Annotated in this window: 11 protein-coding genes; 6 read left to right on the top strand and 5 right to left on the bottom strand. The window is 68.9% G+C overall.

The genetic code is table 11. From position 1 onward, the window contains the following. Positions 1-4 precede the first annotated feature (4 nt). Genes CDO81_RS07620 through CDO81_RS07640 form a run of 5 tightly spaced genes read right to left on the bottom strand, consistent with a single transcriptional unit; the run spans position 5 to position 4,307 of the window. Positions 5-658 (bottom strand): response regulator, encoded by a 654-nt coding sequence (locus CDO81_RS07620; protein WP_088482584.1) that lies wholly within the window; start codon positions 656-658, stop codon positions 5-7. After that, complete coding sequence (locus CDO81_RS07625; RefSeq protein ID WP_088482585.1) at positions 649-1,938, bottom strand: sensor histidine kinase; 1,290 nt, start codon at positions 1,936-1,938, stop codon at positions 649-651. Before CDO81_RS07625 ends, CDO81_RS07620 begins: the two co-directional genes overlap by 10 nt. 1 nt (position 1,939) lies before the next feature. After that, entirely contained in the window at positions 1,940-3,058 is a 1,119-nt protein-coding gene (gene mnmA, locus CDO81_RS07630) for a tRNA 2-thiouridine(34) synthase MnmA (RefSeq protein ID WP_088482586.1), read from the bottom strand. Positions 3,059-3,084: 26 nt separating this feature from the next. After that, positions 3,085-3,786: a 2OG-Fe(II) oxygenase gene (locus CDO81_RS07635; RefSeq protein ID WP_206602084.1), complete on the bottom strand. Its 702-nt coding sequence runs from the start codon at positions 3,784-3,786 to the stop codon at positions 3,085-3,087. A gap of 23 nt (positions 3,787-3,809) precedes the next feature. Next, positions 3,810-4,307, bottom strand: coding sequence for an NUDIX domain-containing protein (locus CDO81_RS07640; RefSeq protein ID WP_088482588.1), 498 nt, complete (start codon positions 4,305-4,307; stop codon positions 3,810-3,812). Between the two features lie 82 nt (positions 4,308-4,389). Between CDO81_RS07640 and CDO81_RS07645 the strand changes: the two genes are divergently transcribed. The 6 genes from CDO81_RS07645 to CDO81_RS07675 all read left to right on the top strand — a co-directional run bounded on the left by CDO81_RS07645 (position 4,390) and on the right by CDO81_RS07675 (position 12,459). Continuing rightward, positions 4,390-5,505 carry a Re/Si-specific NAD(P)(+) transhydrogenase subunit alpha gene (locus tag CDO81_RS07645; RefSeq protein ID WP_088482589.1) on the top strand — a complete coding sequence of 372 codons (1,116 nt, stop codon included), beginning with the start codon at positions 4,390-4,392 and terminating at the stop codon, positions 5,503-5,505. A gap of 5 nt (positions 5,506-5,510) precedes the next feature. Then, complete coding sequence (locus CDO81_RS07650; RefSeq protein ID WP_088482590.1) at positions 5,511-5,831, top strand: NAD(P) transhydrogenase subunit alpha part 2; 321 nt, start codon at positions 5,511-5,513, stop codon at positions 5,829-5,831. Next, complete coding sequence (locus CDO81_RS07655; RefSeq protein ID WP_088482591.1) at positions 5,828-7,303, top strand: NAD(P)(+) transhydrogenase (Re/Si-specific) subunit beta; 1,476 nt, start codon at positions 5,828-5,830, stop codon at positions 7,301-7,303. Before CDO81_RS07650 ends, CDO81_RS07655 begins: the two co-directional genes overlap by 4 nt. Then, positions 7,300-8,889: a glycosyltransferase family protein gene (locus CDO81_RS07660; RefSeq protein ID WP_088482592.1), complete on the top strand. Its 1,590-nt coding sequence runs from the start codon at positions 7,300-7,302 to the stop codon at positions 8,887-8,889. The genes CDO81_RS07655 and CDO81_RS07660 overlap by 4 nt, the downstream gene beginning before the upstream one ends. Before the next feature lie 229 nt (positions 8,890-9,118). Then, entirely contained in the window at positions 9,119-10,738 is a 1,620-nt protein-coding gene (locus CDO81_RS07670) for a hypothetical protein (protein ID WP_144397164.1), read from the top strand. 53 nt (positions 10,739-10,791) lie between these two features. After that, positions 10,792-12,459, top strand: coding sequence for a glycosyltransferase family 39 protein (locus tag CDO81_RS07675; RefSeq protein WP_088482595.1), 1,668 nt, complete (start codon positions 10,792-10,794; stop codon positions 12,457-12,459). Positions 12,460-12,505: the final 46 nt, after the last annotated feature.

The raw sequence follows: 12,505 nt of genomic DNA on the forward strand, positions 1-12,505 counted from the left end.
CGGGCTAGATCCAGCCGAGGTCGATGGCGCGCAGCACGGCCTGCGTGCGGTCGCGCACGCCCATCTTGGAGAAGATGGCCGAGCAGTGGTTCTTGATGACGCCTTCGCTGTTGCCCAGCAGGGCCGCGATCTCGGTGTTGCTGCGGCCACTGGCCACGAGCCGCAGCACCTGCAGCTCCTTGGGGGACAGGGGGTCGGGATGGTCGGCCGCCGTGAAGGCGCGCTCGCCGCCCTTGGCCTCCATGCGCGTGGTGAGCGACGGGCGCAGCGCCGTGCCGCCGCCATGCACGTCGCGCAGGGCCTGGGCCAGCGTCTCGGGGCTGATGGCCTTGAGCAGGAAGCCGCGGGCGCCGGCGCGCACGGCTTCGTCGAAAGCGGCGGTGTCGTCGAACGTCGTCAGAAGCACCACCGGCAGGCGCAGCGCGCGGGCCGCCAGCGCACGGATCAGGCCGATGCCGTCCAGGCGTGGCATGCGCATGTCTGACAGGATGAGGTCGGGCATGTCGTCTGCGGCAGCGACCGACAGCCACTCCAGCGCCTCGGCGCCGTCGCTGGCCTCGCCCACCACCTTCAGCTCGTCATGCAGCGCGAGCAGCCCCTTGAGGCCTTCGCGCACCAGTTGCTGGTCTTCGACCAGCAGGATCTTGATCACACCCATCGTGGACATCTCAGCTCGATTCGAAACCCCGGGCTGGTGCGCGTCACGCGCATCTGCCCGCCCAGCTCGGCCATGCGCTCGGCCATGCCGGACAGCCCATTGCCCGCCCGACCCGCATGCCAATGCGGCGCACCCCGCCCATCATCGTCGATGCTGACCGCGACTTCATCGCCTTCGCCGTGCAATTCGACCGTCACGCGGCGTGCCGCTGCGTGGCGCACGCCGTTGGTCACGCCCTCCTGCACGCAGCGCAGCAGTGCGTGGGCCGCACGGGGGCCGAGGTCGCGGGCGGCGTCGTCCAGCGCCAGCTCGACGCGGGTGCTCGCAATGCCTTCCGCCAGTGCCTGCAGCGCCGCTGACAGGTCGATACGCTGCGAACTGCGCTGCTGCGACACCGCCTCGCGCACGTCCGCCAGCAGCTGCGCGGCCACGCCCTGTGCGCGGTCCAGCGCCTGGCTGGCACCGGCCGCATCCGCCCGGGCCAGCAGTGCGCCGCCGAGCTGCAGCTGCAGGTTCAGCGCAGTCAGGTGGTGGCCCATCAGGTCGTGCAGTTCGCGGGCGATCTCCATGCGCTCGCTGTAGCGCATCTGCTCGGCCAGCAACTGCTCGCCCGACAGCTGTTCAGCCAGCACCGCCTGCAGCCAGCGACGCTTCTCGGCCTCGGCCGAGGCCATGCGCCCCAGGCCGAAGGCCAGCCCGTGCAGCGCGAGCATGGACGACAACAGGCCGAGCTGGTCGAGCCAGGCGGTCGGTTGCGGGGCGGCGTAGATGCCGGTGTTCAGCAGCACCTGCGCGAAGCCGAAACCCAGCGCCAGGCGCGGCGGCAACAGCACCGCGGCCAGGGCCGTCACCAGGAAAGGCAGGCCCGGGGTCACGCCGAAGGCCAGCAAGTCCACGCCGAGCAACCAGGCCAGCCGACGGTCCACCGCCACGCCGATGCCGCCTTGGCTTGCCAGGCGCCACATCAGGGCCACGAACACCAGCAGCAGCGCCACGCACAGCAGCAGCAGGCCGCGGTCGTCTGCCTGACCGCCGGCCGCACGCCACAGCCGCGCCACCAGCCCGTCGTAGGGCTCGGTGCGTGCGCCCAGTAGCGCAGCCCCTGCGCTGACCAGCTCCATCGCGCAGACCACCAGCGCGGCCAGCCGCAGCACCACGCCAGGCTCGGCGAGGCGGGCGAGCAGCCGGTCGATCACGTGCGCCCCTCGCCCGGCGATGACGCCGCGCGAGCCCCCGGGGGAATCGCTGCTGGCGAGGTGCGGCCCGGCGCTGCGGGGCATGTCAGTGCGCCAGCGCGGCCGAGATGACGCCGCCGCCCAGGCAGACCTCGCCGTCATACAGCACGGCGCTCTGGCCCGGCGTCACGGCCCATTGCGGCTCGGGGAATGCGAGTTGCAGTTGCCCATCAGTCTCGAAGCCGACCTGGCAGGCGGCATCGGCCTGGCGGTAGCGCGTCTTGGCCGCGGCTTGCGTCAGCGATGGCGGCCGGCCGGCCGTCCAGCTCAGGTCATCGGCGCGCAGCGCGGGGCTCAGCAGCAGCGGGTGGTCGTGGCCTTGCACGACGATGAGCGTGTTGTTGGGGAGGTCCTTGGCCGCCACGAACCACGGCGCGTGCTCGCCGCCGCCGCGCTGGGCGCCCTTGTCCTTGATGCCACCGATGCCCAGGCCCTGGCGCTGGCCCAGGGTGTAGAAGCTCAGGCCCACATGCTCGCCGAGCTTGCGGCCGCGCTCGTCCTTGATCGGGCCGGGCTGGTGCGACAGGTACTTGTTCAGGAACTCGCGGAAGGGCCGCTCGCCGATGAAGCAGATGCCGGTCGAGTCCTTCTTCTTGGCGTTGGGCAGGCCGATCTCGGCCGCGATGCGGCGCACCTCGGTTTTGGGCAGGTGCCCGACCGGGAACATGGCCTTGGCGAGCTGCGCCTGGGTGAGGCGGTGCAGGAAGTAGCTCTGGTCCTTCAGCGGGTCCAGGCCCTTGAGCAACTGGAACTCGCCCTCGTGCTCACGCACGCGGGCGTAGTGGCCCGTGGCGATCTTCTCGGCGCCCAGCCGCATGGCGTGGTCCAGAAAGGCCTTGAACTTGATCTCGGCATTGCAGAGCACGTCGGGGTTGGGCGTGCGGCCGGCCTGGTACTCGCGCAGGAAGCTCTCGAAGACGCGGTCCTTGTACTCCGCCGCGAAGTTGACATGCTCGATCTCGATGCCCAGCACATCGGCCACCGAGGCGGCGTCCAGGAAGTCCTGCCGCGTCGAGCAGTACTCGTCGTCGTCGTCGTCTTCCCAGTTCTTCATGAAGATGCCAATGACCTCGTGGCCCTGGGCCTTGAGCAGGTGCGCGGTCACGGCCGAGTCGACGCCGCCGGACAGGCCGACGACGACGCGGTGCTTTTTGTCGGAACTCATGCGCCCGATTGTCCCAAACGGCGGCTTCAGCCCGGCGCGAACAGGCTTTCGGCGCGCTGGTAGAGCACCCAGCTCGTGGCGATGTACTTGTCGCCGCCCCGCGGCCGGTTGCCGCGGTGGGTGTGGGTGAAGCCGCCCGGCGCGATCAGCAGGCTGCCCGTGCGCGGCGTGATCTTGCGGCCCTGGTACAGGAACTCGGTCTCGCCCTCGGCGAAATCGTCGTTCAGGTAGATCGTCCACAGCACGGCGCGGTGCAGGGCCTCGCCCTGGTCGAGCTTGGGGTACTGCTCGCAATGCCAGTAGGGGTAGCCGCCTTGGTCGGCCAGGTAGCGCTGCAGGTTGATCGCGCCGGGGCGGAACACCTTGGCGATCAGGCCCATCAGGTGCTCGTCCCCGAGGCTGGCCACGCGCTCGGCGTCCAGCAGCGCCAGGCGGCCGTCGGGCTGCTGCATCTGCAGCTTCAGCGGCGCCAGGGCCAGGTGGGCATAGCGGCGCAGGTACTGCTTGAAGCCGGCGATGACGGCGTCGTTGAGCAGGGCGCAGGCGTCGGCCCAGGCAGGATGGCGGCTGATGGGGATGTCCCAGCTGTCCTTCAGGCTCAGGTCCAGCCCGCTGCCGGTTTCGCCCCGCTGCACCTCGGGGCTCGCCTGGAAGCGCTCGATCAGCGCGCGGCAGGCTTCGGGCGGCAGGGCGTGGTCGTAGACCTCGATGAAATCCGGCGGTGTCATGCGCGACATTCTCGGCGTGCCGCTCAGCCCTTGCGCTGCGGGTCCCGCAGCGAGACGTGGCTGAACACCGCTTCCAGCGGCAGGCGGCGGCCAGCGGCATGGTCTTGCACGCACTGCAGCACCAGCGGGCTGCGGTGGCGCTCGGCGCAGGCGGCGATCTCCTCGGGCGTCATCCACAGCGTGCGCACGATGCCTTCGTCCAGCGCGCGCCCGGCGATCGCTTCACCCACCTGGCCCGAAAAGGCCAGCCGAACATAGGTGACATCCTCTAAACGGGCCGGCCGCACGAAGCGGGCGAGGTAGACGCCCAGGAAAGCGTCCGGCACGAAATGCCGCGCCGTCTCCTCCAGCGCCTCGCGCACGACGGCCTCGATCGGGCTTTCCGCCTGCTCCAGATGGCCGGCCGGGTTGTTCAGCATCAGCCCTTCAGGTGTTTCCTCTTCCACGAGCAGGTAGCGCCCGGCATTCGCAATCACGGCAGCGACGGTCACGCTGGGACGAAAACGTTCTGTGGCAACCATGAAACCTCCTCTGGCATTCCCGCACTGGGTTGAAGCAAGCATTGTGTAAGCTGCCCCGGCACCTTCCCAAGGAGGAGACCCCATGCAGATCGGTGTTCCGCGCGAGCGCGCGGCCGGAGAGACCCGAGTGGCGCTGACGCCCGAGACGGCCAAGAAGCTCAAGGCCCAGGGCCACGTGTTGCGCGTCGAGAGCGGTGCAGGCGGCGCCGCCAGCGTGACCGATGCGGCCTACGAGGCGGTGGGCTGCGAGATCGTCGACCAGGCCGCGGCGCTCGGCGCCGAGCTGGTGCTGAAGGTGCGCGCCCCCGCGGCGGACGAGCTCGCGCTGATGAAGCCCGGCACGGCCCTGGTCGGCATGCTCAACCCCTTCGACCGCGACGGCCTGGCCGCCATGGCCGCCGCGGGGCTGACGAGCTTCGCGCTCGAGGCCGCGCCGCGCACCACCCGCGCGCAGAGCATGGACGTGCTGTCCAGCCAGGCCAACATTGCCGGCTACAAGGCCGTGATGATCGCGGCCGACAAGTACCAGCGCTTCTTCCCGATGCTGATGACCGCGGCCGGCACCGTGAAGGCGGCGCGCGTGGTCATCCTGGGCGTGGGCGTGGCCGGCCTGCAGGCGATCGCGACGGCCAAGCGACTCGGCGCGGTCATCGAGGCCAGCGATGTGCGGCCGTCGGTCAAGGAGCAGGTCGAGTCGCTCGGTGCCAAGTTCATCGACGTGCCCTACGAGACCGCCGAGGAGAAGGAAGCTGCCGAGGGCGTGGGCGGTTATGCCCGCCCAATGCCGCCCAGTTGGCTGGACCGCCAGAAGATCGAAGTCGCCAAGCGTGTGGCTCAGGCCGATGTGGTCATCACCACCGCCCTCATCCCCGGCCGCGCCGCGCCAGTGCTGGTGACAGAGGACATGGTCAAGGCGATGAAGCCGGGCTCGGTCATCGTGGACATCGCCGCGCCGGCGGGCGGCAACTGCCCGCTGACCGAAGCGGGCAAGACGGTGGTGAAGCATGGCGTGGTGATCGTGGGCGAGACCAACCTTCCAGCCCTGGTTGCGGCCGATGCCTCGGCGCTGTATGCGCGCAATGTGCTGGACTTCCTCAAGCTCATCATCACCAAGGAGGGCACGCTGACCGTGCCGCTGGATGACGACATCGTCGCGGCCTGCCGCGTCACGCAAGACGGCCAAGTCACCCGGAGCTGAACACCATGGAACTGGTTGATCACACCATCATCAATCTCATCATCTTCGTGCTGGCCATCTACGTGGGCTACCACGTCGTCTGGACGGTGACGCCCGCGCTGCACACGCCGCTGATGGCCGTCACCAACGCCATCTCGGCCATCGTGATCGTCGGCGCCATGCTGGCGGCGGCGCTCACCGAGACGCCGTTCGCCAAGGCCATGGGCGTGGTGGCGGTCGCGCTGGCGGCGGTGAACATCTTCGGCGGCTTCCTCGTCACGCGGCGGATGCTGGAGATGTTCAAGAAGAAGGAGAAGAAGTCAGCCGCCACGGAGGCCAAGCAATGAGCATGAACCTCGTCACGCTGCTGTACCTCATCGCCAGCGTCTGCTTCATCCAGTCGCTCAAGGGGCTGTCGCACCCGACGACGTCCATTCGCGGCAACGTCTTCGGCATGGTGGGCATGGCCATCGCCGCATTCACCACCGCCGCCCTCATCGTCAAGCTCGCCGGCCACGGCATGGGCCTGGTGTGGGTGCTGCTCGGCCTGGTGCTGGGCGGGGGCTTTGGCGCCTGGAAGGCCAAGACGGTCGAGATGACCAAGATGCCCGAGCTGGTAGCCTTCTTCCACAGCATGATCGGGCTGGCGGCGGTGGCGATCGCGGTGGCCGCGGTGGCCGAGCCGGCTGCTTTCGGCCTCACGCCGCCGCTGGATGCCGCGCTGGCCGCCATCCCCGCGGAAGACGGCGAGGCGGCGCGCGCCCTCGCGCCCATCCCGCCGGGCAATCGGCTGGAGCTGGCGCTGGGGGCCTTCATCGGTGCGGTCACCTTCACCGGCTCCGTCATCGCCTGGGGCAAGCTCTCGGGCGGCAGCAAGTTCCGCCTGTTCCAGGGCGCACCGGTGCAGTTCGCCGGGCAACATCTGCTGAACCTGGTGCTGGGTATCGCGGCGCTGGCCTTCTGCGCGATGTTCTTCGCCGGGCAGTCGGCGCTGGCCTTCGGCATCGTCGTGGCACTCGGCCTGGTGCTGGGGGTGACGCTGATCATCCCGATTGGCGGGGCCGACATGCCGGTTGTGGTGAGCATGCTCAACAGCTACTCGGGCTGGGCGGCGGCGGGCATCGGCTTCTCGCTGAACAACCCGATGCTCATCATCGCGGGCAGCCTTGTCGGCAGCTCGGGCGCCATCCTGAGCTACATCATGTGCAAGGCGATGAACCGCTCGTTCTTCAACGTGATCCTGGGCGGCTTTGGTGGCGAGGCGGGTGCAGCCGCTGCAGGCGCCACGCAGCAGCGCAGCGTCAAGAGCGGCAGTGCCGACGACGCGGCCTTCGTGATGGGCAATGCCGAGACCGTCATCATCGTGCCCGGCTACGGCCTGGCCGTGGCGCGCGCCCAGCACGCCGTGAAGGAACTCGCCGCCAAGCTCACCGAGAAGGGCGTGACGGTGAAGTACGCCATCCACCCGGTGGCCGGCCGCATGCCCGGCCACATGAACGTGCTGCTGGCCGAAGCCGAGGTGCCCTACGACCAGGTCTTCGAGATGGAGGACATCAACGCCGAGTTCGCGCAGGCCGACGTGGCCATCATCCTGGGCGCCAACGACGTGGTGAACCCCGCCGCCCACGTGAAGGGCAGCCCCATCTACGGCATGCCCATCCTGGAGGCCTACAAGGCCAAGACCATCATCGTCAACAAGCGCTCCATGGCCGCGGGCTATGCGGGGCTGGACAATGAGCTCTTCTACATGGACAAGACGATGATGGTGTTCGGCGACGCGAAGAAGGTGGTTGAGGACATGCTCAAAGCAGTGGAATGAGGTTCTGGGCCGACCCGCCTGCCGCGGTGGCTGCGGCAGGCCGTGTACGGCTGATGCTGGTGCTGCTGGCCTATCTGGGGCTCGTGTCCTTCGGCTTCGGGCCCGAGCTGACCGACGACCACGCCTTTCGCCAGACGCAGACGGCCATCACGGCACATTTCATCCACGGCCTGGGCGACCTGTGGCGCTACGAGACGCCGGTGCTCGGCCCCCCTTGGCCGGTTCCTTTCGAGTTTCCGCTCTACCAGGCGCTGGCCAAGGGCCTGAGCGTGGTGGCCGGGCTGTCGCTGGAGACGGCCGGGCGTCTCGTGGGCGTCGCGGCCATGCTGCTGTGTGTCTGGCCGCTCACACGCATCGCGCAGGCGCTGGGCGCGGGCCAGCCGGCATGGGTGCTGGCGCCCGTGTTTCTGGCACCCCTGTACGTCTTCTGGTCGCGCGCGTTCATGATCGAGACGACGGCCCTGCTGTTCGCGTTGATCTACCTCGACATGCTGCTGCGCATGCTGAGGACCGGCCGGGCGGGCTGGTGGTGGCTGGCCGGCCTGGTGGTGAGCGGTCTGCTGGCGGCGCTGGTGAAGGTGACGACCTTGCTGCCCTTGATGCTGCTGGCCGGGCTGGCCATGGCGTGGCTGGCGTGGCAGGTGGTGGGCCGGCGCACCGACGCCAGGCTGCTGGGCAGCTTGTTGCTGGCCCACCTCCTGATCGTGGTGCCGGCGTGGATCTGGCTGGCACACGCCGATGCGCTGAAGGCGGCGAATCCTGTGGGCGCGTTCCTGACCTCCCAAGCGTTGACGCAATGGAACTTCGGCACGCCTGCACAGCGGCTGGATCCGCAGGTCTGGTTCCAGGTGGCCGACCACGCGGCCGACATGCTGTTCCCCTTGCCCGAGCCGATGCGCGGCCTCAAGGCCTTGCTCGTGGGGATCTGGCTGGCGGTGTTCGTGTTTTTCTTGCGCCGCTGCGACAGCGACCGGCGGGTGCAGGTGGCGGCCGTGCTGGCCTTGTTCCTGGCCCCCTTCCTCGTCTTCACCAACTTGCACCGCGTGCATACGTACTACCAAGCGGCCAACGGTGTGTTCCTGCTGCTGGCCTTCGGACTGGCTGCCGAAGGGGCGCTGGCGAGCGGCGGCCATGCGCGGCGCGCGGTGCCCTGGGCCTTTGGGCTGTCGGTGTTGGCCTTGGGCGTGGCGAGTTTCTGTGACCTGCACGTCAAGGGCACGCAGGCCGGGCAACTGCGGGAGATTTCGGCGCAATTGCAGGCCCAGACTTCGGCGGATGAGGTGGTCGCCATCACCGGGCAGGATTGGTCACCCGTCATCCCCTATCAGGCCGGGCGCCGGGCCCTGATGATTCCCCCGTTCGCCACGCTGGACGTGGTGCGTGCCAATGCCCGGGAACTGCGTGCTGCGGGCGCCAAACTCACGGCGCTGGTGCGATGCGGGACGGGACAGGAAGACGCGGTCCGTCTGCTGCTGTCGGAGCTTGGCCTGCAGCCGCAAGGGCCGCGGTGGGTCGCCGATGGCTGCACCCTCACGCGCTTGGCGCCGCGTCATATGGGGACGCTACAGTCGCCGGCAAAAGGATGAAGCCGGCGTCCAGAGGGAGCCAGGGAGGGGCCATGAGAAAGCGAGTGCAAGCACCCAGGGAGGCCGCCGCCGCGTGCCGGGCTGAGGCCGGACGGCGGTCTGCCTCTGCCTTTGCCGAAGAGGGGGCGATGGATCGATCGCTTGTCGCGTTGATGCACCTGGGCGGGGCCGGCGACGGCGCCAGCCACGCCCACGAGATGCCGCCAGTGCAGGCCACGGAGTGCGCGCTGTGAGCCGGGATCGGGTGCTGTCGGCCGCTGCGGCGCTGCTGTGCTTGCTGGTCTTCATGCCGATCGTGCAAGTCGGCGTGAACGTGTTCGACGAGGGCTTCATCAGCGCGGGCGCCATGCTGATCCGCCGCGGCTGGTTGCCGATGCGGGACTTCTTCGTCATCTACGGGCCGGGGCAGTACTACGTCAGCGCGGCCCTGTTCAGCGTTTTCGGCGAGGACCTGTTCGTGCAGCGGGTGGCGCATGTGCTGTTGCTGAGCCTGATCGGCCTCGGCCTGCTGTCCCTGGCTCGGCGGCTGGGTGCAACGCGCGGCGCCCAGGTCTGGCTGTTGGTGGCCTATGTGGCCGTGAACGCGCTGTTCATGCCGACGCCGGGTTATGCCGCCGTGCTGGCCTGTGGGCTGCTGCTGTGGGCGGGCGTGGTGCTGGTCGAGGGGCTCTCGGGCGAGCGACAGTCCCGCCTGGTTCAGGCATCCGTGCTGATCGGCGTGGCCGGTCTGGTGCGCTGGGACTTCGGCATCTTCGGACTGGTGACCGCCGCCACGGCGGCCCTCGCGCACGGGCGCCTGCGCCTGCGCTGGCGGGCCCTTGCGGCGCTGTTCGGCCCGGCCCTGCTGGTCTGGCTGCTGCTCTTCGTGCCGTTCGTGATGGCGGGCGGCTGGGAGCGCTGGTGGGCCGAAGTGCCCGTCTTCCATTCCCGCGAGTTCGCAGAGTGGCGAGGCCGCCCCGTGCTCCGACCGACGGTCTGGGCCCTGGCCAGGGCCTGGGCCCAGGGCGACATGGGGAGCGTCAGCGAGACGGTGACGCTGCTGTTGGCCGTGTGCCTGCCCTTGGTGCTGGCCTTGCCGACCATGGTTGTGGCCGGCATGCGCCTGTGGCGCCGTGCGTCGACCGCGCCCGTGGACCTGCTGGCCTGGGTGCTGGCCTTGCTGACCCTGACCCTGCTGAACCAGGTGCGGGTGCGCTCCGGCCTGCCCCAGGGGCTGCCGGCCTTCTACGCGGCCCTGCCGCTGGCACCCTACCTCTGGAGGGCATGCACGAGCCCCGCAGGACGCCGCGCGGTGGCCGCCCTGGCGGCGCTGGTGCTGGTGATGCCGGCCGTCAGCGCGGTGCAGGTCTGGTGCCAGGCGGTCTGGAACACGGAGCCTGTGGCGCTTCCGCGGGCGAGCCATGTGCGGGTCGACGGTCGCGACCGTGAAGCCTGGAAGACCTATGGCGCCATGCTCAGGCATCTGAGCACCTGCCTGCCGCCCCAGGCGCGGCTGTTTTCGGGCGTGCAGGACACGAGCCGGCTCTACGTCAACGATGCGGCCCTGTACTTCCTGACCGACCGGCTGCCGGCGACGCGCTGGGTGGAGATGGAGCCGGGCCTCACCAATTCATCCCGGGCCCAGGCCGCCCTGGCGCGTGACTTGCTTGAGCCGACGGTGGGTGCTGCGGTGCTGTGGCAACGGGTGTCGAACGAACCGAATGCGACGAGTCGCTCCAACGGTGTGCACACCGTCGATGAGACCGTCGCGGTGCGATTCGCGCCGGGTCGCCGGTTTGGTGCCTATGAAGTGAGGTTCCGGGCGGACACGGGGCCGCCAGACACCACGCAGTGCGATTCAGGCAAGTAAGGGCGCGACGACGTCTTTTGCTGCTTCGGAGTTGAAGCTAAAGGGAGGGCGGAATGGATCGAGAAGACAGGGGGGCGGCGAACTGGTTCGCCATCGGGGTGTTGACCCTGCAGTGGGTGCTGATGCTGCTGCCGTCGCACCCGTGGAGCCAGGCAGACTTCCCCATCAATGATGACTGGGCCCACCAGGCATCCGTGGCGGCCCTGGTGCAGGAGGGGCGCTTCGTCATCCCGGACTGGACGGCGACCAACTTCCTGGGTCTCCTGATCTGGGGGGCGCCCTGGGGTTGGCTGCTCCAGCCCAGCCATGAGGTGCTTCGCTGCAGTGGCTTGCTGGCCGGGCTGCTGGGCGTCTGGGCCTGTTACGGGCTGATGCTGGAAATCGGGCTGGGTGCGCGGCTGGCGATGCTGGTGGCGGCCTGCTGGGCGGCGCATCCGTTGTACCTCTCGCTGTCGGCCAGCTTCATGACGGATGTGCCCTTCATCACGGCCAGCGTGGTCGCGGTCTGGGCCATGTTGCGTTATCAGCGGCTGGCTTCGGTTGGATGGCTGGTCACGGCCCTGGTAGCGGCCAGTTGGGCCATGTTGATCCGCCAGACCGGGTTCTCGCTGTTCGTTGCCTTTGCTGTCGCCGGCGCGCTTCAGCCTGGCCGTCGGCAGCGTTATGTGGCGGTCTCCGTGCTGGTGCTGGGATTGCTCCTGTTGCTGGGTTACCCGTGGCTGCTGGAGCGGCTGCACCTCCTGCCGGCCATGCGTCACGCCGCTTCCGAGCAGGTCCGCGAGAGCTTGGCGCTGCCGGCAGGGCAAGTGGTGTTGTCGGTCCTCAACTGGATCATGCGCCTCGGCCTCTACTTGGGTCTGGGCGCCGCGCTGCCCTTGATCCTGCTGGCGGCCCGGGTGAACTGGTCAGCCCTGACGCGTCGCAAGCTCCTGGTGTGGACGGTCGTGAGCCTGCTGGTGCTGGTGGCGGGCTACGCCCTGGGCTCTTCGTCGTGGCGTATGCCGCTGCTGGGTAAGGATCTCATCGAGACCGGTCTCGGGCAACGGATGCTGCATGGGAAGTCCGCCACTACCCCCTTGCTGTGGCGCGGCTGGTTGGTCGTGACCGTGTTGACTGTGTTGGCCAGCTTTTGGGTCCTGGCCCTGATCGTGCCGGCCCTGTGGCGGCTCTTCCAGCAAAAGGCATGGCGTCGTCCTGCTGGCTATGTGCCGGTCGCGCTGGCGATCTGGTTGATGTTGCAGGTCGCACCGGTGCTGCTGCTCACCAGCGTCTATGACCGCTATGTGCTGCCGCTGCAGGTGCCCGTGCTGGCGCTGCTGGCGTGGGCCTGGTCGTCCCAGGCCCTCACGTTGACGGCGACGACGGGCCCGGTGCTGCGGTATGCGGGCACGGCGATCGTTTTGGGTGCCAGCCTGTGGGCCGCTGCGTTGATGCACGACTACTTCGCCTGGAATCGTGTGCGCTGGCAGTGGTTGTCCGATCTGCCGGCCCAACTCGGTGTGGCGCCTGACCAGATCCAGGGCGGGTTCGACTACCTCGCACCTCTGCGCTACCACGGCGGCGTGGTGCAGCCGCATCCTGATGGCTGGTTCAGGGAACCTACGCCGTACGCGTTGTCCATCGGCGGGCCGCTGAAACAGGAGGTGCTCGACACCCGGCCTGTCGACACCTGGCTGCCTTTCAGCCCGAATCGGTTGTATCTGAATCGCAGCGCCCAGTAACAGGCGCGCGAGGCGTTTGCCAAGGTGGCATGACCGCACCTTTGCT

It is taken from the genome of Roseateles puraquae, from assembly GCF_002205845.1.
GTDB lineage: Bacteria > Pseudomonadota > Gammaproteobacteria > Burkholderiales > Burkholderiaceae_C > Pelomonas > Pelomonas puraquae.

Bases quoted from the DNA above. Each gene is read 5' to 3' on its own strand.
- CDO81_RS07620 (WP_088482584.1), bottom strand. From the start codon at position 658: ATGGGTGTGATCAAGATCCTGCTGGTCGAAGACCAGCAACTGGTGCGC.
- CDO81_RS07625 (WP_088482585.1), bottom strand. From the start codon at position 1,938: ATGCCCCGCAGCGCCGGGCCGCACCTCGCCAGCAGCGATTCCCCCGGG.
- mnmA (WP_088482586.1), bottom strand. From the start codon at position 3,058: ATGAGTTCCGACAAAAAGCACCGCGTCGTCGTCGGCCTGTCCGGCGGC.
- CDO81_RS07635 (WP_206602084.1), bottom strand. From the start codon at position 3,786: ATGACACCGCCGGATTTCATCGAGGTCTACGACCACGCCCTGCCGCCC.
- CDO81_RS07640 (WP_088482588.1), bottom strand. From the start codon at position 4,307: ATGGTTGCCACAGAACGTTTTCGTCCCAGCGTGACCGTCGCTGCCGTG.
- CDO81_RS07645 (WP_088482589.1), top strand. From the start codon at position 4,390: ATGCAGATCGGTGTTCCGCGCGAGCGCGCGGCCGGAGAGACCCGAGTG.
- CDO81_RS07650 (WP_088482590.1), top strand. From the start codon at position 5,511: ATGGAACTGGTTGATCACACCATCATCAATCTCATCATCTTCGTGCTG.
- CDO81_RS07655 (WP_088482591.1), top strand. From the start codon at position 5,828: ATGAGCATGAACCTCGTCACGCTGCTGTACCTCATCGCCAGCGTCTGC.
- CDO81_RS07660 (WP_088482592.1), top strand. From the start codon at position 7,300: ATGAGGTTCTGGGCCGACCCGCCTGCCGCGGTGGCTGCGGCAGGCCGT.
- CDO81_RS07675 (WP_088482595.1), top strand. From the start codon at position 10,792: ATGGATCGAGAAGACAGGGGGGCGGCGAACTGGTTCGCCATCGGGGTG.